General features: G+C 71.7%; 20 protein-coding genes and 1 tRNA gene. 6 read left to right on the top strand and 15 right to left on the bottom strand.

Annotated features, from left to right (window positions below; all coding sequences use genetic code 11):
* Window positions 1-91 precede the first annotated feature (91 nt).
* Window positions 92-3,349: a S41 family peptidase gene (locus ACIBK3_RS36085; protein WP_399371900.1), complete on the top strand. Its 3,258-nt coding sequence runs from the start codon at window positions 92-94 to the stop codon at window positions 3,347-3,349.
* An 80-nt stretch (window positions 3,350-3,429) separates the two neighbouring features.
* On the opposite strand, the gene ACIBK3_RS36080 is transcribed toward ACIBK3_RS36085, so the two are convergent.
* From ACIBK3_RS36080 to ACIBK3_RS36065, 4 genes are all read right to left on the bottom strand, one after another.
* The gene (locus ACIBK3_RS36080; RefSeq protein WP_399371899.1) at window positions 3,430-3,672 is read right to left on the bottom strand and encodes a hypothetical protein; all 243 of its coding nucleotides are present in this window, start codon (window positions 3,670-3,672) and stop codon (window positions 3,430-3,432) included.
* Between the two features lie 89 nt (window positions 3,673-3,761).
* Entirely contained in the window at window positions 3,762-4,646 is an 885-nt protein-coding gene (locus tag ACIBK3_RS36075; RefSeq protein ID WP_399371897.1) for an SDR family oxidoreductase, read from the bottom strand.
* On the bottom strand, window positions 4,643-5,560 hold the full coding sequence (locus tag ACIBK3_RS36070) for an alpha/beta fold hydrolase (protein ID WP_399371895.1): 918 nt from the start codon (window positions 5,558-5,560) through the stop codon (window positions 4,643-4,645). Before ACIBK3_RS36070 ends, ACIBK3_RS36075 begins: the two co-directional genes overlap by 4 nt.
* On the bottom strand, window positions 5,557-7,092 hold the full coding sequence (locus ACIBK3_RS36065) for a flavin-containing monooxygenase (RefSeq protein ID WP_399371893.1): 1,536 nt from the start codon (window positions 7,090-7,092) through the stop codon (window positions 5,557-5,559). Before ACIBK3_RS36065 ends, ACIBK3_RS36070 begins: the two co-directional genes overlap by 4 nt.
* A 133-nt stretch (window positions 7,093-7,225) precedes the next feature.
* Here ACIBK3_RS36065 and ACIBK3_RS36060 point away from each other — a divergent pair, with 133 nt between their 5' ends.
* Window positions 7,226-7,876 (top strand): MerR family transcriptional regulator, encoded by a 651-nt coding sequence (locus ACIBK3_RS36060; RefSeq protein WP_399371892.1) that lies wholly within the window; start codon window positions 7,226-7,228, stop codon window positions 7,874-7,876.
* Here ACIBK3_RS36060 and ACIBK3_RS36055 read toward each other — a convergent pair.
* Window positions 7,864-8,667, bottom strand: coding sequence for an exodeoxyribonuclease III (locus ACIBK3_RS36055; RefSeq protein ID WP_399371891.1), 804 nt, complete (start codon window positions 8,665-8,667; stop codon window positions 7,864-7,866). The two genes, ACIBK3_RS36060 and ACIBK3_RS36055, sit on opposite strands and share 13 nt — an antisense overlap.
* A 77-nt stretch (window positions 8,668-8,744) precedes the next feature.
* Between ACIBK3_RS36055 and ACIBK3_RS36050 the strand changes: the two genes are divergently transcribed.
* Entirely contained in the window at window positions 8,745-9,227 is a 483-nt protein-coding gene (locus ACIBK3_RS36050) for a GNAT family N-acetyltransferase (protein WP_399371890.1), read from the top strand.
* A gap of 9 nt (window positions 9,228-9,236) precedes the next feature.
* On the opposite strand, the gene ACIBK3_RS36045 is transcribed toward ACIBK3_RS36050, so the two are convergent.
* Together ACIBK3_RS36045 and ACIBK3_RS36040 are read right to left on the bottom strand one after the other, a co-directional pair.
* Window positions 9,237-9,896: a response regulator gene (locus ACIBK3_RS36045; RefSeq protein WP_399371888.1), complete on the bottom strand. Its 660-nt coding sequence runs from the start codon at window positions 9,894-9,896 to the stop codon at window positions 9,237-9,239.
* Between the two features lie 102 nt (window positions 9,897-9,998).
* Complete coding sequence (locus ACIBK3_RS36040) at window positions 9,999-11,267, bottom strand: sensor histidine kinase (RefSeq protein WP_399371887.1); 1,269 nt, start codon at window positions 11,265-11,267, stop codon at window positions 9,999-10,001.
* A 165-nt stretch (window positions 11,268-11,432) separates the two neighbouring features.
* Between ACIBK3_RS36040 and ACIBK3_RS36035 the strand changes: the two genes are divergently transcribed.
* Together ACIBK3_RS36035 and ACIBK3_RS36030 are read left to right on the top strand one after the other, a co-directional pair.
* Window positions 11,433-12,269: an ABC transporter ATP-binding protein gene (locus ACIBK3_RS36035; protein ID WP_399371886.1), complete on the top strand. Its 837-nt coding sequence runs from the start codon at window positions 11,433-11,435 to the stop codon at window positions 12,267-12,269.
* A complete protein-coding gene (locus ACIBK3_RS36030) occupies window positions 12,263-14,764 on the top strand; it encodes an ABC transporter permease (RefSeq protein WP_399371883.1) in 2,502 nt (833 codons plus the stop codon). The genes ACIBK3_RS36035 and ACIBK3_RS36030 overlap by 7 nt, the downstream gene beginning before the upstream one ends.
* Before the next feature lie 128 nt (window positions 14,765-14,892).
* Here the strand turns inward: ACIBK3_RS36030 and ACIBK3_RS36025 are convergent.
* The 7 genes from ACIBK3_RS36025 to galU form a co-directional block, all read right to left on the bottom strand.
* A tRNA-Ala gene (locus ACIBK3_RS36025) sits at window positions 14,893-14,966 on the bottom strand.
* Window positions 14,967-15,042: 76 nt separating this feature from the next.
* Entirely contained in the window at window positions 15,043-16,329 is a 1,287-nt protein-coding gene (glpR, locus tag ACIBK3_RS36020; RefSeq protein WP_399371881.1) for a gephyrin-like molybdotransferase receptor GlpR, read from the bottom strand.
* A gap of 204 nt (window positions 16,330-16,533) precedes the next feature.
* Entirely contained in the window at window positions 16,534-17,172 is a 639-nt protein-coding gene (locus ACIBK3_RS36015) for a GNAT family N-acetyltransferase (protein WP_399372022.1), read from the bottom strand.
* A complete protein-coding gene (locus ACIBK3_RS36010) occupies window positions 17,169-17,675 on the bottom strand; it encodes a molybdenum cofactor biosynthesis protein B (protein WP_399371880.1) in 507 nt (168 codons plus the stop codon). Before ACIBK3_RS36010 ends, ACIBK3_RS36015 begins: the two co-directional genes overlap by 4 nt.
* The gene (gene moaC / locus ACIBK3_RS36005) at window positions 17,672-18,184 is read right to left on the bottom strand and encodes a cyclic pyranopterin monophosphate synthase MoaC (protein ID WP_399371879.1); all 513 of its coding nucleotides are present in this window, start codon (window positions 18,182-18,184) and stop codon (window positions 17,672-17,674) included. The genes ACIBK3_RS36010 and moaC overlap by 4 nt, the downstream gene beginning before the upstream one ends.
* Before the next feature lie 86 nt (window positions 18,185-18,270).
* Entirely contained in the window at window positions 18,271-19,593 is a 1,323-nt protein-coding gene (glp, locus tag ACIBK3_RS36000; RefSeq protein WP_399371878.1) for a gephyrin-like molybdotransferase Glp, read from the bottom strand.
* Between the two features lie 5 nt (window positions 19,594-19,598).
* A complete protein-coding gene (gene galU, locus ACIBK3_RS35995) occupies window positions 19,599-20,501 on the bottom strand; it encodes a UTP--glucose-1-phosphate uridylyltransferase GalU (RefSeq protein WP_399371877.1) in 903 nt (300 codons plus the stop codon).
* 132 nt (window positions 20,502-20,633) lie between these two features.
* On the opposite strand from galU, the gene ACIBK3_RS35990 reads away from it, so the two are divergent.
* Window positions 20,634-21,218, top strand: a complete 585-nt coding sequence (locus tag ACIBK3_RS35990; RefSeq protein ID WP_399371876.1) for a 5-formyltetrahydrofolate cyclo-ligase — start codon at window positions 20,634-20,636, stop codon at window positions 21,216-21,218.
* 97 nt (window positions 21,219-21,315) lie between these two features.
* On the opposite strand, the gene ACIBK3_RS35985 is transcribed toward ACIBK3_RS35990, so the two are convergent.
* Window positions 21,316-24,135: a penicillin acylase family protein gene (locus tag ACIBK3_RS35985; RefSeq protein WP_399371874.1), complete on the bottom strand. Its 2,820-nt coding sequence runs from the start codon at window positions 24,133-24,135 to the stop codon at window positions 21,316-21,318.
* Between the last annotated feature and the right edge of the window lie 54 nt (window positions 24,136-24,189).

The raw sequence follows: 24,189 nt of genomic DNA, 5'->3' as shown, positions 1-24,189 counted from the left end.
GTCGAGCGTCACCTCGGTCGACACCTGGCGTGAAACCGTGCCCGACTTTTCATAAGTTGCCCCGGTCCATTCCCAGGAAAAGCATGGGAAGGTGAGCTATTTGCGCCTTCCGCATCTGAGCGGCGACCTGCTGTGCTTCGTCGCCGAGGACGACCTCTGGCTGGCCCCCCTCGACGGCCCGGGCCGCGCCTGGCGGCTCACCGTCGACCGCACCAAAGCGGGCCACCCCCGCTTCTCGCCCGACGGGAGCCGGATCGCGTACACGAGCTGGCGCACCTCGGTCCCAGAGATCCACCTGGTCCCGGCCGAGGGCGGACCGGGCCGGCAGCTGACCCACTGGGGTTCGCCGGACACCCGGGTCTGCGGCTGGACCCCCTGCGGGGAGATCCTCGCGGTCGCCTCGCACGGTGAGCCCTTCTCGTACTTCACCTGGGCGTACAAGGTCCACCCCGACGGCGACCCCGGCCGCAAACTGCCCTGGGGCCCGGTCTCCGACATCCAGGCCGCCGACCTCCACGGAGAACGCAGAACGCTCCTGCTCACCGGCACCCCTCCGCACGAGCCCGCCGCCTGGAAGCGTTACCGGGGCGGAGCCATGGGCCGCCTGTGGCTGCACGGCGAACGGATCCTCGCCGACCTGAACGGCCACCTGCACTCCCCTCTGTTCGTCGGCGGCCGGATCGCCTTCCTCTCCGACCACGAGGGCGTCGGCAACCTCTACTCCTGCGCCCACGACGGCTCCGACCTGCGCCGGCACACCGACCACGACGCCTTCTACGCCCGGCACGCGGCGAGCGACGGCACGCGGGTGGTGTACCAGTGCGCGGGTGACCTGTGGATCGTCGACGACCTCGCCGCGGACTCGGTGCCGCGCCGGCTCGACGTCCGGCTGAGCGGGCCGCGCGCGGGACGTCGTACGTACCAGGTGCCCGCGGCCCACCACGTGGACGGCATCTCGGTGGACGAGACGGGACGCGCGAGCGCTGTCGTCGTCCGCGGCAGCCTGTACTGGCTCACCCACCGCGACGGCCCCGCCCGCACCCTCACGGACACGCCGGGCGTACGGGTCCGGCTCCCGGAGATGCTCGGCTCGGGCGGCCAGGTGGCGTACGTGACGGACGCGGAGGGCGAGGACGCGATCGAGATCGCGTACCTGCCGAGGGCGACCGGGGACCGGGCACCGCGCCGGCCGGCGGCGGGAGGGCTGGGCCGCGTGCTCGAAATGGTCTCGGACCCGCGGGGCGAACGGCTGGCGATCGCCTCCCACGACGGACGGCTGCTGCTCCTCACGGTGTCCGACGGCACGGGTACCGAGGACGGCGTCGGCGAGACCGTCGAGATCGTCCGCTCGGTCAACGGCCCCGTGCGCGACCTCGCCTTCTCCCCGGACGGGGCCTGGCTGACCTGGTCGCACCCAGGTGTCGGCCGCACCCTCCGCCAGATCAAGATGGCCCGCATCGCCGGCACCGCACCGGGCGGCCCGCTGATCGTCGACGTCACGGGCGGCCGCTTCGAGGACGAGAACCCGGTCTTCACCAGGGACGGCCGCTACCTCGCCTTCCTGTCCTGGCGGGGCTTCGACCCGGTGTACGACGTCCACACCGGGGACCTGTCCTTCCCGCTCGGCTGCCGCCCCTACCTGGTCCCTCTCTCCTCGGCCACGCCCTCCCCCTTCGCCCTGAACCCGGAGGGCCGGCCGGCCGCCGGGGGCCTGGACGCCGCGGAGGAGGACGAGGGCGCCGACGGCACGGTGACCGTCGAGGTCGAGGGCTTGGAGAGCCGGGTGACGCCCTTCCCGGTGACCGCCTCCAAGTACTCGGCGCTGTACCCCGTCACCGGCGGCGGACTGGTCTGGCTGCGCTGGCCGATCTCGGGCGCGCTGGGCGAGACGTTCGCGAACCCGGACGACACCAGCGGCCGTCCGACGCTGGAGCACTTCACCATCAGCAAGGCGAAGAAGTCCGAACTGGTCGAGCACCTGGACTGGTTCGCGGTCAGCGGCGACGGCACCCGGCTGGTGGTCGTCGACGAGGGCGACCTGCGCGCCGTCCCGTCCAACGAACCCGGCGACAGTGACACGACGGTCTGGATCGACGCCCGCCGCATCCTGCACGAGGTCGACCCGGCCGCCGAGTGGCGCCAGTCGTACGAGGAGGCGGGCCGGCTCATCCGGGCGTACTTCTGGGAACCCGGGATGTGCGGCATCGACTGGGACGCGGTGCTCGCCCAGTACCGCCCGCTGGTCGAACGGGTCGCGTCCCCCGACGAGTTCGCGGACCTGCTGCGCGAGGTGCTGGGCGAGCTGGGCACCTCCCACGCCTACGTCTCCGCCGCCCGCCGCAGCGAGGGCCCGCCGCACTACCAGCGCCGGCAGGGCCTGCTCGGCGCCAACTTCGCCCGCCGGGACGGTGGTTGGGTGGTCCGGCGGATCCTGCCCGGCGACTCCTCCGACTCCAAGGCCCGGTCACCGCTGGCCGGCACGGGCATCCGGGAGGGGGCGCTCCTGACCCACGTCGACGGCCGCCCGGTCGACCCGGTCGCGGGCCCCTACCCGTTGCTGGCGGGAGCGGGCGGCACGACGGTGGAGCTGACGTTCGCGCCGGCCGAGGGCGAGGGGCCGCCGAGGCGGGTGGCCGTGGTGCCGCTGATCGACGAGCGCCCCCTTCGCTACCAGGACTGGGTGACCAAACGCCGGGCTGTCGTACGGGAGTTGAGCGGCGGCCGCTGCGGCTATCTGCACATCCCCGACATGGGCGGCTCGGGCTGGGCCCAGTTCAACCGGGACCTGCGCATGGAGGTGTCCCGGCCCGCCCTGATCGTCGACGTACGCGGCAACGCGGGCGGCCACATCAGCGAACTGGTCGTGGAGAAACTGACCCGCACGATCCTCGGCTGGGACCTGACGAGGGGCGCCCAGCCGGTGTCGTACGCCTCCACCGCCCCGCGCGGCCCGGTCGTCGCCCTCGCCGACGAGGCGACCTCCTCCGACGGCGACATGATCACGGCCGCCTTCAAACTCCTGAGGCTGGGGCCGGTGGTCGGTCAGCGCACGTGGGGCGGAGTCGTCGGCATGACCGGCCGTCACCAACTGGGCGACGGCACGGTGATCACGGTGCCGATGAACGCGGCCTGGTTCGACGCGTACGGCTGGTCCGTGGAGAACCACGGCGTCAGCCCCGACCTGGAGATCCTCCGTACCCCCCTGGACTGGGCGGAGGGCAGACACGCCCAGTTGGCCGACGCGGTGCACCTGGCGTTGGACCTCCTGGAGACCAACCCGGCGGCGACGCCTCCGGATTACCGGCACGTACCGGACAGATCGCGGCCGAAGCTGCCGCCGCGCCGTTGACAGGGACTGGGGCACAAAAACGCGGGGCGCCCTCCCGTCGAAGGGCACCCCGCGCTCACAGACCGAAGCCGACCGCGACGTCAGACTTCGTAGTCCGGGTCGAGGCGGTCCTGCTCCTCGCGCTCGCGGCGCATGCGCTCGTTCTCCTCGTCACGCATACGGTCGTCACGCATGCGGTCGTCACGCGTCCGCTCGCCCGGCCGGCCCTTGGGCTGACCCTGCTGGCCGCGCTGCTGAACCTTCTCGCGGGCCTGCTGGGCCTTCTGCTTGGCCTGCTCCTGCCACTGCTCCGACTTGTCCTGGAACTGGTCCTTCATACCCATGTGGGTTCACTCCCGTAATGAGTGGGGGGTTGGGCCCTCGGGTGGGGCCTCGACCAGATTCACACGGGCCGTCACGGTGCGCATGTCGATCAACCACGGTGCGTAGCGCGAGCCTCCTCGTCGGCCGCCCCACCTGCGCCGACGAGCCCGGAGCGGATGCCCTCGAGCCGGGACCCGAACCGCCGCATCTCCCGCGGCCCGACGGTCCCGATGATCCCGGGTAGGTATCCCCGTACGCCCTGCGTCCCGCGCAGCCACCACTGGCCGTAGACGTGGCTCGACCGCCGCTCGATGCCGGCCACCAGCCGGTCCACCGCCGGTCCCAGGGGGTAGGTCTTGTTGGACGGCCAGGGCAGCCGCTGCCGCAACTCCCGCATCACGGCGTCCTGGTCGGCCCCGCGCACCATGTCCGTGTCGGTCCACGACAGGTACCCGACCCCGACCCGCACGCCCTGGTGACCGACCTCGGCCCGCAGGCTGTGCGCGTACGCCTCCACGCCCGACTTGGACGCGCAGTACGCCGTCATCATCGGCGCCGGGGTGATCGCGGCGAGGGAGGCGATCTGGAGCAGATAGCCCCGGCTCTCCAACAGCGGCGGCAGGAAGGCCCGGGCGGTCACCGCGGACCCGATCAGGTTGACCTCGATCACCCGCCGCCAGGCCACGGGATCGGAGTCGACGAAGGGACCGCCGGTGGCGACCCCCGCGTTGGCGACCACGATGTCGACCTTCCCGAACCGTTCCTCGACCTCCCGGGCGACCCGGGTCATCGCCTCGTGGTCGGTGACGTCGGCGTACCAGTGGCCGCTGTCGCCGTGCAGCCGCGCGGCGACCTGCTTGAGCGCGTCCGGCTCCAGTCCGACCAGCGCCACCGTCGCCCCGCGCGCGGACAGCTTGCGGGCCAGCAACTCCCCCACGCCGCGCGCCGCTCCGGTGACGACGGCGACCTGTCCCTCAAGGCTCACCCTGGTCATGCGCCCTCCTTGATCTGCGCGTAGGTCGTGACGAGTGTCCGGATCTTCCCGGTGACCAGCTCCGGTGCCTCGACCGGTGTCATATGGCCGACCCCGGACAGTTCGGTCAGGCCCACGCAGTTCGGCAGCGCGGCGACCAGCGCGCGGGCCTGCACCGGCGGCGTGAGCCGGTCGGCCGAGCCCACGACGACCTCCGTCGGCGCGCTCAACTCCCGTACGCCGTGGTCGAGATCGAGCAGGCCGAGGACGTGCGACCAGGCGTGGCGCACCGTGCGCGGGCAGGCGTGCACGACACGGGCGCACGCCTCGACCATGTCGGGGGCCGAACCGGGGCCCATCGTCCCGTACTTGAGGATCCGCCGGGCCAGTGGCGTGACCGGTCCGAGCGGGGCGCGGGAGCCGAGCAGCCGCCTGGTCAGCCAGGTCCGCGGCCGGCCCGCCCGGATCGGTATCACCAGCGACTCGGCGACCAGCCGCGACGAGGCCGTGCCGCACAGCAGGACGGCCGCGGTGTGCTCACGGAACCCGGGCCTGGCGGCGGCGGCCATGACCGTCATCCCGCCCATCGAGTGACCGGCGATCACCGCCTTCTCGCCGGGCGCGAGGGTGGCCCGCAGTACGGCTTCGAGGTCGTCGGCGAGCCCGTCCGTGGTGCAGGCGGGGCTCGCGGGGCTGCGGCCGTGGCCGCGCTGGTCGTAGGCGATGACCCGGTGGTCGACGGACAGGTCCCGGATCTGCGCCGCCCAGAAGGCGGTCGAGCAGGTCCAGCCGTGCGCGAGGACCACGGCGGGCGCCTGTTCGGGTCCGTGCACCTCGACGTGCAGACGGGAGCCGTCGGCGGAGGCGGCGGTGAGGACGCGCGACGGGACGGGCGGGGCGTAGGTACCGGAACAGACGTGCGTCGGGCGGCTCACGCGACGGCCTCCGCGCGCTGCGCCGCGGGCACCCGCAGGACGTCGTACTCACCCAGGTCCACCCGCCGGGTCGCCCGCCGGAACTCGGTCGTCGTTCCCGGCCAGATGGTGGTGTTGCGGCCGTTCGCGTCCAGGTACCAGCTGGTGCAGCCGCCCGTGGCCCACACCGTGCGCCTCATCCGTTCCTGCACCCGGTGGTTCCAGGCGCGTACGGCGCCGGGGCGGGCGTCGAGGGCTACCCGGCCGCCGAGGACGTTCAACTGCCGCAGGAAGTCGGCCAGGTAGTTCAGCTGGGACTCGATGATGAGGATCATGGAGGAGTTCGCGAGGCCGGAGTTGGGCCCGATCACGGTCAGCCAGTTGGGGAACCCGGCCGCCGAGGTGCCGCGCAGGGCCTCCATGCCGCCCTTCCAGGACTCGGCGAGCGTCCGCCCTTCCGCGCCCACGACCCGGTCGGCGATCGGCATGTCCGTCACATGGAACCCCGTCCCGAAGACGATCACGTCGGCCTCGGTCTCGGTGCCGTCGGCGGCGACGAGCGTGGATCCGCGGATCTCGCTCAGCCCGCTCGCGACGACGTCCACGTTCGGCCGGGCGAGCGCCGGGTAGTACTCGCTCGACAGCAGGATCCGCTTGCAGCCGATGCGGTAGTCGGGGGTGAGCTTGGCGCGCAGGGCCGGGTCCTTGATGTGGCGGGCCATGTTGAGCCTGGCCACCCGCTCGACCAGGCCGAGTTCGTCGGGGTGCTTGGTGAACGCCTGGACCTGCAGCTCCCGGATTCCCCACAGCAGTCCGCGCCGGGCCTGCGTGGTGAAGGGCAGCGCCCGGTGCAGCGCGCGTTCGGCGCCGCTGATCGCCCGGTCCACGCGGGGCAGCACCCACGGCGGGGTGCGTTGGAAGAGGGTGAGCCGCCCGGCGAGGGGCTGGACGGCCGGCACGATCTGGATCGCGGAGGCGCCCGTCCCGACCACGGCGACCCGCTTGCCGCGCAGGTCTTGGTCGTGGTCCCAGCGGGCGGAGTGGAAGACCCTGCCGGGGAACGACTCCAGCCCGGGGATGTCGGGGATCCTCGGGTCGGACAGCGGCCCGGTGGCGGAGACGACGACGTCGGCGGACAGGGTGCCGCCGCCGGTCTCGATGTCCCAGCGGAGCTTCTCGCCGTCCCACGTCATCCGCCGCACCTCGGAGCCGAAGCGGATGTGCGGCCGGAGCCGGAAGACGTCCGCCACGTGCTCCAGGTAGGCGCGGATGTCCTCCTGCCCGGAGAAGGTGCGCGGCCAGTCGGGGTGGGGCGCGAACGAGAACGAGTACAGATGGGACGGTACGTCGCAGGCGCACCCCGGATAGGTGTTGTCCCGCCAGGCGCCGCCGACACTGCCGGCCCGCTCCAGCACGACGAAGTCGGTGACACCCTCGCGTCGCAGCCGTACGGCGGCTCCCAGCCCGCCGAACCCGGCCCCGATCACCGCGACCCGCACATGCTCGCGTTCGTTCTCGTGTTCGTTCCCGTGTCCGTGTTCGTGCTCGGCCATCCCGAAGCCTCCACGCGTCGCGCTGAACCATGCCAGTGAACACTGGCGCAATGGGGAGAGTAGAGCAGCTCCGTACTGAGGGGTAGGGGGCGCGACCACGAAAGTTACCGGGAGTACGACATAGGGTGCGGGCGTGGCAGACACGCGTGAATACCGCATGGAGGAGCTGGCCAGGCAGGCCGGGATCACGGTGCGCACCCTGCGCTTCTACCGCGAGCGCAAGCTGATCCACCCACCGCGCCGCGAGGGCCGTATCGCCTGGTACGACGACAGTCACCTGGCCCGCCTGCGCACCATCTCCGCGCTGCTGGAACGCGGCCACACCCTCAGCGGCATCGCCGAACTGGCCGAGGCCCTCGACCACGGCCGCGACGTCGCCGACCTCCTCGGCGTCGACACCCCCACCGAGGAGGAACCGGTCCGCCTCACCCCCGAGGAACTCGCCGCCCGCTTCGAGGGCCAGGTGACCCCCGAGAACCTCGCGGCCGCCCTGGACCTCGGCTACCTCGGCACCGACGGCGACGAGATCGTCCACATCAGCCGCCGCCTGCTGGACGTCTCCGCCACCCTGGTCCGCGAGGGCATCCCGCTCGCCGAGGTCCTCACCGCGGGAGCCCGCGTCCGCGAACACGCCGACGCCCTCGCCGCGCTCTTCACCGACCTCATCCTCCGCCACGGCCCCGAGGAGAACCTCCGGCGTCTGCGGCCGCTGGCGCGGAGTGTGGTGGAGGCGGAAATGTCCTTGGCGTTGGACCGGCGGTTGCGGCGCGATCAGAGGTCGTAGACCACCGTCACCGGAGCGTGGTCGGACCAGCGCTCGTCATGCGTGGCCGCCCGCTCCACGAAGGCCTTGACCGCCTTGGCCGCGAGGCCGGGTGTCGTGAGGTGGTAGTCGATCCTCCACCCGGAATCGTTGTCGAAGGCCCGCCCACGGTACGACCACCAGGTGTACGGCCCCTCCACCCCGGGATGCAGCGAACGCACGACGTCGACGTAACCGCCATCCGCCGGTTCGAGGACCCGGCTCAGCCACTCCCGCTCCTCCGGCAGGAACCCGGAGTTCTTCTGGTTGCCGCGCCAGTTCTTCAGGTCGGCCTGCCGGTGGGCGATGTTCCAGTCGCCGCAGACGACGACCTCGCGCCCATCGGCGGCGGCGCGCTCGCGCAGGGCTTTCAGGTAGGCCAGGAACTCGCCCATGAAGCGCACCTTCTCGTCCTGGCGCGCGGTGCCGACCTCACCGGAGGGGAGGTAGAGGGAGGCGACCGTGACACCCGGCAGGTCGACCTCGACGTAACGGCCGCTGATGTCGAACTCCGCCGACCCGAAGCCGATCCGGACCCGGTCGGGCTCGCGGCGGGTGTAGAGGGAGACGCCGGCGCGGCCCTTGGCGGCGGCGGGCGCGTGCACGACATGCCAGCCGTCGGGGGTGCGGACGTGCTCGGGCAGCTGCTGCGGCTCGGCGCGCACCTCCTGGAGACAGAGGACGTCGGCCGCGGTCCCGGCGAGCCACTCCACGAAACCCTTTTTCGCGGCGGCACGCAGCCCGTTTACATTCACAGAGGTCACAGTCAGCACCCGGGCACGATACCGGCACACTGGACCGGTTCCCGCCTTGGAATGAGAGGCGGGTTGGTCACTATTTGGCAGGAAGCATGGATATTCGTCACGTCCCCTTCGACCACCCCGACGCCGTCAAGCTCAACGACGAGGTCCAGGCGGAGTACCACGTCCGCTACGGCGACGGCGGTGACGCCACCGAACTGGCGCCGGAGGACTTCAAGCCCCCGAACGGCGTGTACCTGATCGCGTACGACGAGACGGGCGCCCCCGTGGCCAGCGGCGGATGGCGGGCGCAGGACGCCAATGACGAGGGCAACCTGGACGGCGACGCCGAGCTCAAGCGGATGTACGTCAATGCCCGGTTGCGCGGCCGGGGCATCGCGCGACGCATGCTGGCCGCGCTGGAGGAGGACGCCCGCGAGGCCGGCCGGATCCGCATGGTCCTGGAAACCGGCACCGAACAGCCGGAGGCCATCGCCCTGTACACCTCCAGCGGTTACGAGCCGTGCGCGAAGTTCGGCTACTACCGGCACCACGAGTCGAGCCGGTGCTTCGCGAAGAAGCTCAGTTCCTGAGGAGGAAGTTCAGCTCCTGAGGTAGGCCAGGACCGCCAGCACCCGCCGGTGGGTGTCGTCCGCCGGCGGCAGGTCCAGCTTGGTGAGGATGTTGCCGATGTGCTTGCCGACAGCCGCCTCCGACACCACCAGCGCCCGCGCGATCGCGCTGTTCGACTTCCCTTCCGCGATCAGCGCCAGCACCTCCCGCTCGCGCGGGGTGAGCCGGGCGAGCGGATCCCGGCGTCTGCGCAGCAACTGCCGTACGACTTCCGGGTCGACCACTGTGCCGCCGGCGGCCACATCCCCGAGCGCCGCCACGAACTGCTCCACCTGACCGACCCGGTCCTTGAGCAGATAGCCGACGCCGCTGCCGTCCCCGGAGTCGAGGAGCTCTGCGGCGTACGCCCGTTGCACGTACTGACTGAGCACCAGCACCGGCAGCCCGGGCCGCTCCTCGCGCAGCCGCACGGCCGCGTGCAGCCCCTCGTCCTGGAAGCCGGGCGGCATGCGGACATCCGTGACGACGACGTCGGGTTCGTGCTCGGCGGCAGCGGCGAGGAGGGCGTCCGCGTCACCGACGGCAGCCGTGACCTCGTGACCGAAACGGGTGAGCAGGCCGATGAGGCCCTCGCGCAGCAGCACACTGTCCTCGGCGAGGACGATGCGCAGGGGGTGGTCAGTCGACAAAGGTCCGTCCGTCGTCAGGGTCGGTCAGAGGTCAACGGGAGGTCAGGGGCCAGAGGCCAAAGGTCAGAGGTCAGAGGTCAGAGGTCAGGGGACGTTCAGTGGTCAGTGGTCCGTCCGTCGTCCCGGCCGGCAGGGAAGCTCCACACGCAGCACGGTCGGTCCGCCCGGCGGGCTGGACAGGGAGAGTCTGCCATCGAGCACCGACACCCGGTCGGCGAGCCCGGTCAGCCCGGTACCGGCGGCCTCGTCCGCCCCTCCGTGTCCGTCGTCGCGGACACACAGGACGAGCCGTCCGTCGTCGTGGCCCCCGCTGATGTGGACACGGTCCGCCCCGCTGTGCCTGGCGACGTTCGCGAGAGCCTCGCAGACGACGAAGTAGGCGGCCGATTCGACGGGTTGGGGCAGGCGGTCCGGCAGTTCCAGGTCCACGTCGACCGGGACCGGACTGCGGTCGGCCGCGTCGGCTACGGCGGCTTCGAGGCCGTAGTCGGCGAGGACCTTCGGGTGGATGCCGTGGACCAGCTCACGCAGTTCCGCGAGGGCCTGCCCGGCCTCCTCGTGGGCCTTGGCGAGCTGGTCGGCGAGGGGCCCCGGCGGTGCGTCCAGGCGAGCCAGGCCGAGGGTCATGGTGAGGGCGACGAGCCGCTGTTGGGCCCCGTCGTGCAGGTCCCGCTCGATGCGCCGCCGCTCCGCCTCGAAGGCGTCCACCAACCGCACCCGGGAGCGTACGAGTTCGGTGACCCGTTCGCCGTCCTTCGAGGTCAGCAATGCCCGCGTCAGCGCGGCCCGCCCCGCGGCCACAACTCCCAGCGCGTAGGCGCCCATGCCCAGCAGGAGCACCCCCAGTGCGGCCGTTGCGCCCGCTCCCGCCCAGCTGTCGACGGTCCACAGCTTGGCCACCTTCGCCTCGCCGTCGACGGCGACCAGCACCGGTACGGCGACCATGGCGAGCGGCACCCCGGCCGCGAGGACGACGGCCAGCGCGTCGAGCGGCCACAACACGAACGCGAGCAGGAGGGCGTACGCCAACTCCCGCCAGGTGGCGGCCTCCTGCAGCCGCGTCGCAAGCCAACTCCGCAGTCCCGGCTGTCGGGGCACGCGGTGGCCGTCACCGGCGGCCGGCCCCGCCCCGACCAGTCGCAGCCGCCACCCCTCCACCCCCGCCACCGGAATCCCGGCCAACGCGGTCAGCACGAGCAGCGGCAGCCCGACGAGGACGACCGCCAGCGCACTGCCGACGACCGCTCCGCCGAGGATCCCGACGAGGACGACCACGCCGAACAGCGCACCGCTGCCCAGATAGACGACCGCGCGCCAGGGCCAGGCCGATCCCAGGTACCCACGGCCGCCGAGGGCCTGCCAGAGACTCATGGAGATCACCGTAGAAGCCGAGCGGGCGGAGCGGCCATGGGCCGGGGCGGAGGGTCGGTGGTATGCCTGGCCCTACCCCAAGTCTCGTTCCTGCCGCACTGCCCCGGCCCGGGTCGCGCGGTTGTCTGGGTCCTTCGACACCGACCAGCGGGAGCAGAGCCGAAGATGAGACCCGACGCGATCCAACTCCGGTCCGTGAGCAAGCGGTACGGCACGGACGGCAACGCCGTGAACGCCCTCGACGACATCACGCTCGCCTTCCCCGCCGGCACCTTCACCGCCGTGATGGGGCCGTCGGGCTCGGGCAAGTCGACGTTGCTGCAGTGCGCCGCGGGGCTGGACCGGCCGACCTCGGGCTCGGTGCGGCTCGGCGACACGGAGCTGACGGCGCTGGGCGAGCGCCGGCTGACCCTGCTGCGCCGCGAGCGCATCGGCTTCGTGTTCCAGGCGTTCAACCTGCTGCCGTCCCTGACCGCCGCACAGAACGTCGCCCTGCCCCTGCGCCTGGCGGGCCGCCGCCCGGCGCGGTCCCGGGTGCGCGAGGTGCTGCACCAGGTCGGCCTGGGCGACCGGGCCGGTCACCGCCCCTCGCAGCTCTCCGGCGGCCAGCAGCAGCGTGTCGCCCTGGCTCGTGCGCTCATCACCGGCCCCGAGGTCCTGTTCGCCGACGAGCCGACGGGGGCGCTGGACTCCCGGACCGGGCGCGAGGTGCTGGCCCTGCTGCGGGACCTCGTCGACACCGGCGGCGGCACGGTGGTGATGGTGACCCACGATCCGGTGGCCGCTTCGTACGCGGACCGGGTGGTGTTCCTCGTGGACGGCCGGGTGAGCGGGGAGCTGAAGGAGCCCTCCGTGGGTGAGGTCGCCACGCACCTGACCACGCTGGAGGCAAGGGAGGCCAGGGAAGCGAGAGAGGCCAGAGAGGTCGGAGAGGCCAAGGACGCCAAGAAGACCGGAAAAGCCGGAAAGTCCGGAGCATCCAGGGAGGCCGCCCCGTGCTGACCCTCGCCCTCCACACCCTGCGCACCCGCCGGCTGACCTTCGCCGGGACCTTCCTGGCCCTGTCCCTCGGTGTCGCGCTGCTCACCGTGATGGGCCTGGCCCTCGCCTCCTCGCTGGACGCGCCGCAACGCAAGCCGGAGCGGTTCGCGGCGGCCCCGGTCGTGGTGAAGGGCCAGGACACCCTGCGCGTGCTCACCCCGACCGGCGTCCGCGTCAAGCCACTTGCCCGCCCCCGCCCCCTACCGCACCGCACCGTCGCCGCCCTGCGCACCCTCGGCCCGGTCGTCGAGGACCGCACCTTCGCCGTACGAGCCACCAGCGCTTCCGGAGAGCCCGGCGTGGTACCCGGCGCCCTGGTCGGCCACCCCTGGTCGACGGCCGCGTTCGCCCCGTACCGCCTGACCGCGGGACGCGATCCGCGCGCCGTCGACGAGGTCGTGGCGACCGGCGCGTGGACGGCCGTGGGCAAACGCCTGCACACCGACACGGGTACCGTCCGCGTGGTCGGCACGGTCGGCGGTCCCGCCTTCGAGAACGCCCTCTTCTACCCCGACTCCCGCGCGGCCCGCCTCGCCCCGGTGAGCACCCAACTGGTCGTGGACGCGGACGCGTCGGCGGTACGACGAGCGGTGCACGCCACAGCCGTACAGCGGCCGACGCAGCCAGGACCGACGGTCCTCACCGGCGACGCACGCCGGCTCGCCGACCCCGGTCCCGACCGGGACCGTGAGGCGCTGACCGCGCTGAACGCCCTGTTCGGCACGGCCGGCGGGGTCGCCGCGTTCGTGTCGGTGTTCGTCGTGGCGTCCACGTTCGCCTTCGCGGTCGCCCAACGGCGCCGGGAGTTCGGCCTGCTGCGCGCGGCGGGCGCCACGCCGGGCCAGATCCGTCGGACGGTGGTCGCGGAGGCCCTGTCGGTCGGCGTGCTCGCGTCGGCGGTGGGCTGCGCGCTGGGCGGATACGCGGCCCCGCACCTGGCCGCACGGATCGTGTCCGACGGCCTGGCACCGTCCTGGTTCAGCATCGGCGACCATGTCTGGCCGTACCATCTGGCCTTCTGGACCGGCCTGTCGGTATCACTCACGGGCGTGATCGCCGCGTCCTGGCGGGCGGGCCGAACCGCCCCCGCGCAGGCACTGCGCGAGGCGTCCGTCGACACGGCGGCGATGCCCCGGGGCCGACTGCTGACCGGTGCGGCCCTGCTCCTCACCGCCGCCGCGACCCTGGCTCTGGCCCTGCTGACCGACCCGGGCGACCTCCTGCACCGCAAGACGTACGTGAGCCGTCCCCTGCTCCTGATCACCGCGGTTGCCCTGCTCTCCCCGCTCGTGGTGGGCCCTGTGACCCGACTGCTGACCCGCCTCCCGGCCACCCGCCTGCCCGGCGCCGCCGCCATGCTGGTCCGCGAGAACGCCACCGCCCACGTCCGCCGCACCGCAGCCGTGGCGGCCCCCGTCCTGGTCACGATCGCCCTCACCGGCTCCCTGCTCGGCGCCACGGCGACCCTCGGCGAGGCCAAGACGGCGGAGATACGGCAGCGCACGATCGCGGACTTCGTCGTGGCCCCGGCGACCACCGGTACCGGCGTGGACCCGGCGACCGTACGACGTCTGCGAGCCGTCCCCGGAGCCGATATCTCCGTGACCGCGGCGAGCGAGATCCACACCCTGGAGGACGGCGTGGCCCTGATCAGGTCGCAGGCCCGCGCGGTCGACCCGGAGGCGCTCGCCGCGACCGTACGACTGCCCCTCCTCGCCGGCCGGATCACCGCCCTCGACGACGACTCGATCATCGTGAACGAGGAGTGGGCCCGGCACACGGTCGGCGAGCGTGTGCCGGTCTGGCTCGGCGACGGCACCCGCAGGTGCCTGCGCATCGCCGCGGTCATGCCCACCGGCACCGGCGACAACGGCGTCTACGTCACTCCGGCGAACGCACCGAACGCAGCCCCCGCGGACCGGGTGGACATCACCGTGGCGAAGGACGCGAACGCGGGGCCGGTGGAGGCGGAACTGCGGCGAGCGGCGTCACCCACGGGCGCCCGGGTCCTCACCCGCGAGGAATGGATCCGGACCGTGTCACCCCACACCGACCGCACAACCCGGCTCGGCTTCCTCCTGGTCCTCGGCCTGGCCCTCCTCTACACGGGCATCTCGTTGGCGAACACCCTGGCCATGGCAACCGCGGACCGGATACGGGAGTTCGCCGCACTCCGACTGGCAGGAGCCACGCACGGACAACTCCTGCGCCTGGTCACCGCGGAGGCCCTGACGACCGTGACCGTCGGCACCCTCCTCGGCCTCCTCGTGACCGCCCTCAACCTGCTCGGCCTGTGGGCCGCACTGGGCCTGCAGTCCGTCTGGATCCCGCTCCGACTCCCCTGGACCCCCCTGGGAATGGCAACGGTCACCTGTGCCCTCCTCGCGGTGACCTCGGCGCTCATCCCGACCGCCTCGGCCCTCAGACGACGGGCCGCGCGGGCGGCGGGGGCATGAGCCTCTACGACCGGAGACCCGGCCGCTCCCGCCGCACAGGTCTCGGAAACGACGAAGATCCCGACCGATCATGAAGATCGGCGGGATCTCGTCAACCGCTCCCGAGCTGACTCAAGAACAGTCGTGCGTGGACCTGAGGGGATTCGAACCCCTGGCCCCCTCGATGCGAACGAGGTGCGCTACCGGACTGCGCCACAGGCCCTTGCAACGAGTGAAACTCTAGCATCCCCGTCCCGGTGCTTGGAAATCCGTTCCCGGGCTGGTCAGGCTGCCGTAGGTCACTCGTTGGCGGCGCGGGGGCGGTCGCCGTCCTCGTACTGGTCGAAGAGCGGGGTGCGGCCTCGTTCGCGGGCGCGGCGGGCGGAGGCGGCGCGGCGGGCGTCGGTGCGGCCGCCGTCCGCCGACCTGTCCTCCGCCTCGGCGGGCTGCTCCTGAGGTCCTGCGTCCCGTGCGACGGGCTCCGCCTCCTGCTCGGGCGTGACGGCGCTGGACCGCGCGGAACTCCACGCGTCGGGCGCTCCCAGGTCCACATCGGAGGTGGCCCGGGGGGCGACCGGGGCGGTCACGTACGTCGGCAGCGGCACCGGTACCGGGTCCCAGCTGTCCCCGTGCCCGGGGCGCTGCTGCCGTTCCCGCTGCTGGTCGACCCACTCGGCGTGGTCGGTCTGCTCGACGAGCGCGCGCCGGTCCGCGGCGAGCGCCGACAGTCCGGGGTCCGTCGCCGGCTCGGGGCCTTCCTCCGGCTCATCGGTGTCGGCGCCCGCGTCGACGGAGGCTCGGCGGCGCGGCTCGCGGGCACGCTCGCGCAGCCGCTGCGCGGCGGCCTCGGCCATGCGCCGGTCCATCTGGTAGGCGAAGCGCCGGCGCTCCTGGGAGCGCAGGTGGGCGATGTACGCGCTGAGCAGTATGGCGGGCACGCCGGGCGCCCACAGGAACGCGAGCCCTCCGACCGCCGCGACGATCGCGCCCAGCGTGAAGGCGAGGAACAGCATGACCGTCGTACGCCGGCGGCGCGCGAGCACCTTCATACGCCGGGCGCGCGCCGCTGCCGCCTCCGAGGAGGCCGCGCGCCGGGCGGCCTGCGCCCGCTGCGCCGCCACCCCGGCCCGGGATTCATGCGCCGAGCCGCCCGCGTCTTCCCGCCCGGGCCCACGGGCCGCGTCCCGTGCGGAATCACGGGACGCCTCACGCGACGGCGCCGCCTCGCGGACAGGCTCGCGCGCCGGTTCCCGCTGCGGTTCCGCCCTCCCCGGGCTCTGCTCCTGGACCGCCGCCCGTGCCTGCGGACGGATCGGAGGCATGGCGAAGGCGCGGACGTCCACCGAGTCGGTGACGGCGTCCGTGTCACCGGCGCCGGGCTCCCCCTCCTCGGTGGAGCGCGCCCGCAGGTCCTTGGCGTATCGGCGCTCCATCCCCGCCCGTCCGGACAGCAACCGGATGGCTGTGCTGAAGCGTTCCGTCGGACGGGCCTCGTTCAGCTCGTCCTGCCTACGGAGCCACATCGGCACCAAGTAGGCGGCCCAGGCCCCGACAATGACTGCGTAGATGAGGCCGCTGCTGCTCACGCCTCACACGGTAGAGGGGTTTGCGTGAGGCCATCTGCCAATTACGCCGGTGTGTCGCACGATCTGGCTGATATTTCGAGCTTTTTTTGCGACCGATGCGATCAGCAGACCACTGTGGGCGTGAATTCAGCGCTCCGAGATGGTCATCCACCGATCATTTTCGAACACATATTCAATTTCCTAAGCCACGGTCACCCGCACGCGCTACGCGGGATTGTCGTGCGGTGTGCTCCTGGAGCGTGCCCGCTGCCAGCGCCTGAGCAAACCGTCCGGCACCTCTTCCGCAGTGAGCGCGAAGACGAGGTGGTCGCGCCAGGCGCCGTCGATGTGGAGATAGCGCGGGCGCAGCCCCTCCTCGCGGAATCCGAGTTTCTCCACCACCCGGCGGCTGGGCCCGTTCTCGGGGCGAATGCAGACCTCGATGCGGTGCAGTCCGACGGTACGGAAACAGTGGTCCACCACGAGCGCCACGGAGGTCGGCATGACACCGCGGCCGGCCACCGACTCGTCCACCCAGTAGCCGATGTGCCCCGAACACATCGAGCCCCAGGTGATCCCGGCGACCGTCAATTGCCCGACAAGCCGGCCCTGGTACTCGATGACGAACGGCAGCATCCGTCCGGCGTGCGCCTCGGCCCGCAGATGCCGGACCATCTGCCGGTAGGTCGGCCGGTGCGCGATCGGTCCGCTGGGCGTGGGCGGCGGAATGGTCGCCTCCCAGGGCCGCAACCAGTCCCGGTTGCGCCGGTTGACCTCGCGCCAGGCCCGCTGGTCGCGCATCTTTATCGGCCTCAGGACGACATCGCCGTCCGCCAGTACGGCAGGCCAGGATGGGCTGTTCAGCTCGCACCCCCACGGCCGGCTTCGGGTCTTGGATGGTCGCCGCCGCGGATCTGGTCGACGGCGTGTGCCAACAAGGGCTCCAGGACGGCCAGTCCGTCCTTCACCCCGCCTGAGGAGCCCGGCAGGTTGATGATCAGCGTGCGCCCCGCCACTCCGGCCAGGCCGCGGGAGAGGGCAGCCGTCGGGACCTTGTCCCTTCCGTACGCACGGATCGCCTCCGGGATGCCGGGCACCTCGTGGTCGATGACCTCGCGGGTCGCCTCGGGGGTGCGGTCGGTGGGCGAGATGCCGGTGCCGCCGGTGGTGACGATCAGGTCGTACCCGGCGTCGGCTCCGGCGCGCAGGGCGGCTTCGACCGGGTCCCCGTCGGGCACCACCTGCGGGCCGTCGACGACGAACCCGAACCGCTTCAGGCCGTCGGCGATCAGCGGGCCGCCCTTGTCCTCGTAGACCCCGGAGGCGGCCCGGTTGGAGGCGGTGATCACGAGTGCGCGATACGTCATGCCCGACTCCAGTCGCCCGACTTGCCGCCCGCCTTCTCCTCGACCCGTACGTCCGTGATGACCGCTCCCTTGTCGACCGCCTTGACCATGTCGATCACGGTGAGCGCGGCGACGGAGACCGCGGTGAGCGCCTCCATCTCGACGCCCGTGCGGTCCGTCGTCCTCACCGTGGCCCAGATCTCCACGGCGTCGTCCGCGACCCTCAGGTCCAGTTTCACACCGGACACCGACAACGGGTGACAGAGCGGGATCAGATCCGGGGTGCGTTTGGCACCCATGATGCCCGCGATCCGTGCGGTGGCGAGGGCGTCGCCCTTGGGGACCCCTTCGCCGCGGAGGAGTTCGACCACGCGGGGCGAGACCAGGACCCGGCCGCTGGCGCGGGCGGTGCGGGCGGTCACGTCCTTCCCGGACACGTCGACCATGCGGGCCGCGCCCGCCTCGTCGACGTGGGTCAGTCGGTCCTGCTCAGGGGGTCCGGGGGTGTGCCCCCGGGAAGGCTCAGTCATGCGGTGTGGCGCTCCCGGTCGGGGGCCCGGCGCGGTGCGGCGCGCGGGCCTGTCGTGCGCGACACGGTACCTCCAACCAGGAGGACTCAGCGGAGCAGGACGACCTCGACCTCGGTACCGGGCTCCACGGACTCCACGTCCTCGGGGACGACGATCAGCACGTCCGCGTGCGCGAGGGCCGCGACCAGGTGCGATCCGGCGCCGCCGACGGGGGTCACCGATCCGTCGGCGTACGTCCCGCGCAGGAACTGCCGACGGCCCTTCGGCGAGGTCAGCGCCTTGTTCCCGGTGTGGGTCGCGGTCGTCCGGGGGCGGTGGACGTCGTCGAGGCCCATGAGCGTGCGGATCGCGGGGCGGACGAACAGTTCGAAGGAGACGTACGACGACACGGGGTTGCCCGGGAGCGCGAGCAGCGGGGTGTGGTCGGGGCCGATGGTGCCGAAGCCCTGGGGCTTGCCGGGCTGCATGGCCAGCTTGCGGAACTCGATGCCGCTGCCGGCCTCGTCCTCGTCGCCGACGTACGACAGCGCCTCCTTGACCACGTCGTACGCCCCCACGCTCACCCCGCCCGTGGTGACCATGAGGTCGGCGCGGACGAGCTGGTCCTCGATGGTGGAGCGGAGGGTCTCGGCGTCGTCGGCGACGGCGCCCACCCGGTAGGCGATGGCGCCGGCGTCGCGGGCGGCTGCGGTGAGGGCGAAGCTGTTGGAGTCGTAGATCTGGCCGCTGCCCAGCTCCTCGTCGGGCTGGACCAGTTCACTGCCGGTGGACATGACGACCACGCGCGGACGGGGGCGCACGCGTACCGTGCCGCGTCCGATCGCGGCGAGCAGGCCGATCTGCGGCGGGCCGAGGATCGTGCCCGCCTTCAGGGCGCGGTCGCCGGCCTTCACATCGCTGCCCGCTGCGCGCACGTGCGCGCGTGCCTCGGCGGATCGGTACACGTGCACGTGCCCCTCCGCGCCCTCCGGGGCCAGGGCGCGGGCACGCATTCCGGTCACCGGGCCCTCCCCGAGCCCGCCGTCGGTCCACTCGACCGGGACGACGGTCTCGGCGCCGGGCGGCAGCGGGGCGCCGGTCATGATCCGGGCGGCCTGGCCGGGGCCCACGTGGAGCAGCCCTGCCTGGCCCGCAGCGACGTCCCCGACCACATCGAGGACGGCGGGGTACTCCTCGCTCGCGCCCGCGACATCCGCGACCCGCACCGCGTACCCGTCCATGGAGCTGTTGTCGAACGGCGGCAGGGACACCGGCACCGTGACGTCCTCGACCAGGACGCAGCCCTGGGCGTCGAGGAGTTGCAGCTCGATGGGTTCGAGGGGGCGGACGGTCTCGAGGATGTCCTCCAGGTGCTCGTCCACCGACCACAGGCGGTCGGAGCCGGTGGGGCGGGGTGCGGCGCTGCTCAACGTTGCTACATCTCCTCGGCTACGTAACTGCGAAGCCAGGCCTGGAAGTCCGGGCCCAGGTCTTCACGTTCGCATGCGAGTCTGACAATGGCACGCAGATAGTCGCCGCGGTCGCCGGTGTCATAGCGGCGGCCCTTGAAGACGACGCCGTGCACCGGGCCGCCGAGCTTTTCGTCCTCGGCGAGCTGCTGGAGGGCGTCGGTGAGCTGGATCTCGCCGCCGCGGCCGGGCTCCGTCTTGCGCAGTATGTCGAAGATGTTCGGGTCGAGGACATAGCGGCCGATCACCGCGTAGTTCGAGGGGGCGTCCGCCGGGTCGGGCTTCTCGACCAGGCCGGTGACCTGGACGACGTCGCTGTCCTCGGTGGTGTCGACGGCCGCGCAGCCGTAGAGGTGGATCTGCTCGGGCGCGACCTCCATGAGCGCGATGACGCTGCCGCCGCGCTGCTCCTGGACCTCGACCATGCGCTGGAGCAGCGGGTCGCGCGGGTCGATCAGGTCGTCGCCGAGAAGGACGGCGAAGGGCTCGTGGCCCACGTGCGGGGCGGCGCACAGGACGGCGTGACCGAGGCCCTTGGGGTCGCCCTGGCGGACGTAGTGCATGGTCGCGAGGTCGCTGGACTCCTGCACCTTGGCGAGCCGGCTCGCGTCGCCCTTCTTCTGCAGGGCGGATTCCAGCTCGTAGTTGCGGTCGAAGTGGTCCTCCAGGGGGCGCTTGTTGCGTCCCGTGATCATGAGGACGTCGTCGAGGCCGGCGGAAACGGCCTCTTCGACCACGTACTGGATCGCCGGCTTGTCGACGACCGGCAGCATCTCCTTGGGAGTGGCCTTGGTGGCCGGCAGGAACCGGGTGCCCAGGCCTGCTGCGGGGATGACAGCCTTGCTGATCCGAGGGTGCGACTGAGTCATGTCCGCAACCTTATCCGCTGGCTTTGATAGGAATCTGAGGCTCCGGTTAATTGGCTCTCATATGAGGCTATTGGAAGGATACGGGTGCACCCTTTGAGTCACGTCGGGCGTCCGGCCGAGCCTGACAAGCGAATGTTGCGGCGAGAGTTCCTCGCGGTGAGAAACAGGTTGACGGCCGATGACGTGCGGGAAGCGGCCGCCGCGCTGGCCGGGCGGGCACTGGAGCTGCCCGAGCTGGCGCGTGCGCGCACGGTGGCGGCGTACGTCTCCGTGGAGAGCGAACCCGGCACGCTCGCGCTGCTGGACACGTTGCGCACGCGGGGCGTGCGCGTCCTGCTCCCGGCACTCCTGCCCGACCATGACCTCGACTGGGGCGCGTACACCGGCGAGGGCTCCCTGGAGCGCGTCCAACACGGCGGAAAGATGGCCCTCTTCGAGCCGGCCGGCGAGCGCCTGGGACCGGACGCCGTGACCGCCGCCGACGCGGTGCTGCTGCCGGGGCTCGCGGTCGACGCGCGCGGGATGCGGCTGGGACGCGGCGGGGGCTCGTACGACCGGGTCCTCGCACGACTGGAGCGCGCGGGCGCGCATCCGGCGCTGGTGGTGCTGCTGTACGACTCCGAGGTGGTCGAGCATGTGCCGGCCGAGGCGCACGACCGGCCGGTGCAGGCGGTGGTGACGCCGTCGGGCGTACGCCGCTTCCCCGGGACCTCGTGAAGCCGTTCTGAACACGAGCCGGCCCTCCTGAACACGAACGGGCCCTCCACGCGCGCGTGGAGGGCCCGTTCGCTGCCGTCCGTCGGACGTCAGCGGCTCACGGTTTCAGCACCAGCGAGTCGCTCGTGCTGTCGTCGACCGCCTTGTCGGAGAAGGACCAGTCCAGCAGTTCGCCGTCGGCCCACTTGTCCGTCTGGTCGACGTAGTGGGCGCTGTAGGCGTGCCCGGAGGCGCCGGAGAGGTTGATCCACTTCGACTTGTCGAGATCGCCGAGGTTGACCACCATCCGCATCGACGGCACCCACACGACGCCGTAGCCGCCCGCGGCGTTCCAGCCGGTCGCGTTGACCGCCGCCTCGCCGCCGCTGAGCTTCCAGGGGCCGCGGTTGAGCACGTACTGCAGGAAGCCGGGGCCCTCGGTGCCCAGGGTCTGGTTCTTCAGGAACAGGCGGTGCAGTCGGCCCCAGCTCCAGGTGTCGATGTCCTTGCCGAGCTTGGCGGTCAGTTCCCAACGGGCGTCGATCATGGCCCGCTTGAACAGTTCGTCCCGGTTGGTCGCCAGGGGACGGGTGCCCGAGCGGGGCGTCTTCCACCAGTCGCTGTTCTCGTCGTTCATGAGCTGCCGCACGACCTCGAACCAGCGGTCGCCGCCGTCCGGCTGCGCCTGGTCTGCCTCGCGCTCGCCGCACTCGCGCACCTTGCCGGTGTCGTCGACCGGCCCGGTGGTGTTGACCGGGTCCACCCACAGGCACTGGCCCTCCACCCGCAGCTCCTTGGGCAGCTTGTTGCCGAAGGCGAGCTTGAGGATGTTGCGCCAGACCGCGTTGAAGTAGGCGGCCGCCGCCGAGTCGGCGTCCTGGGTGTAGTCCCAGCCCTCCAGCAGCTCCTGGGCCTCCCGGACGTCCTTGTCGCCGACATCGATCTTCAGCATCCTGGGCACGAGCAGCTTGGCGATCTCGCTGCTGTTGTCCAGCTGCATCTGCCGCATGTCGTCGGTGGAGATCTTGCCGCCGCCCTTGATCTTCTGCTCGATCAGGTCGGTGATCCGCTGGCTGCGGGTGCCGTAGCCCCAGTCCGTGGTGAGCGTGTAGGGGTACTCGTCCTTGTCGACGACGGCCTGGTTGGCGGTGACGATGTAGCCGCGCTTCGGGTTGTACTCGTAGGGCAGCCGGTCCTGCTTGATGTACCCGGTCCACTTGTACTTGGAGTTCCAGCCGGGCGCCGGGATGGAGCCGTCGTCGCCCTTCGCGCGCGTGGGGATCCTGCCGGGCAGCGTGTAGCCGATGTGGTTGTCGGTGTCGGCGTAGACCAGGTTCTGCGACGGCACGTCGAACAGGGCGGCGGCCTGGCGGAAGTCCTTCCAGTCGGTCGCCTTGTCCATCGCGAAGACGGCGTCCATCGCGGTGCCCGGGTCCAGCGCGGTCCACCTCAGGGCGATGCCGTAGCCGTCGCCGCGGTCGGGGGCGGAGGTGTCGACGGCCGCCTTCCTGCCGACCTTCACCAGCTCCTTGTCGCGGTCGGACAGCAGCGGCATCCCGTCGCCGGTCTGCCGGACGACGATCTTCTTGGGCGAGCCGCCGGCGACCTTGATGGTCTCCTCGCGCGTGGTGAAGGGCTTGACCTTGCCGTCGTACAGGTAGCCGTCGCCGGTGAGCTTCTCCAGGTAGAGGTCGGTGACGTCGACACCGGAGTTCGTCATGCCCCAGGAGATGTTCTGGTTGTGGCCGATTATCACGCCGGGCATGCCCGCGAAGGTGTAGCCGGTGACGTCGTACTGGCACTTCGCGGAGACCGTGCGGCAGTGCAGGCCCATCTGGTACCAGACGGACGGCAGCGAGGCCGCCAGGTGCGGGTCGTTGGCCAGCAGCGGCTTGCCGGTGATGGTGTGCTGGCCGCCGACCACCCAGGAGTTGGAGCCGATGCCGTTGCCGTTCACGCCGACGGCCGTGGGGACGTCGTCCAGGACGTCCTGGAGGCGCGAGAGCTGGCTCCCGAGGGCCGAACCGGCCGTTCCGGCCGTACCCGAGGTGCCGCTCGTGCCCGAGGTGCCGCTTGAGCCGGAGGTTCCGCTCGTGCCCGAGGTGCCGCTAGTCCCGCTCGCGGCCGAGCCACTGCCGGACGAGCCGTCACCGCCGTCGAACGTCCCCGTCAGCTCGTCGTACTGGCCGGACTGGACGATCGCCTGGTTGCGGCTGTAGGGGTACTCGGGGTAGAGGTCGGCGATCTGCTTGGGGCCCAGACGGCTGGTCATCAGGGCGCGGTCGATCTCGTCCTGCATGTTGCCGCGCAGGTCCCAGGCCATGGCCTTCAGCCACGAGACCGAGTCGACCGGGGTCCACTGCGCGGGCTTGTAGTCGTTGGTGAAGCCGAGCGCCGCGTACTCCAGGGAGAGGTCCTTGCCGCTCTTGCCCTTGAGGTAGGCGTTGACCCCCTTGGCGTACGCCTGGAGGTACTTCTTCGTCGAGGCCGACAGCGTCTTGTCGTACTCCTGCTTGGCCACCCGGTCCCAGCCCAGGGTGCGCAGGAACTCGTCGTTGTCGACCTGGCCCTTGCCGAACATCTCCGACAGGCGCCCGGAGGTCATGTGGCGGCGCACGTCCATCTCGTAGAACCGGTCCTGCGCCTGGACGTAGCCCTGCGCCATGAACAGGTCCGCGTCGGAGGACGCGTAGATCTGCGGGATGCCGTAGCCGTCGCGCTTGACGTCCACGGGCCCGGACAGGCCCTCCAACGTGATCGAACCCTTGGTCTGCGGGAACGACGCCCGGACGGTGCTGATGGACCAGTACGCCCCGTACGCCACGCCTCCGATGATGGCCAGCACGAGGACAAATACGAACAGACGGGCTTTGCGCCCCTTCTTCCTGCCGGACTTGCCGGGCTTGTGACCCGATGAGGCGGTGGTGGTGGGGGGCATCGCTGTCCTTGCTGTCCTAACGCGAGCGGCAGGGCGGGCTGTGCTTTTGACTGA

It is taken from the genome of Streptomyces sp. NPDC050287 (assembly GCF_044459385.1).
Lineage (GTDB): Bacteria > Actinomycetota > Actinomycetes > Streptomycetales > Streptomycetaceae > Streptomyces.
Note: the sequence above shows the minus strand (reverse complement) of the source record. Positions and strands in the feature narration are given on the sequence as shown.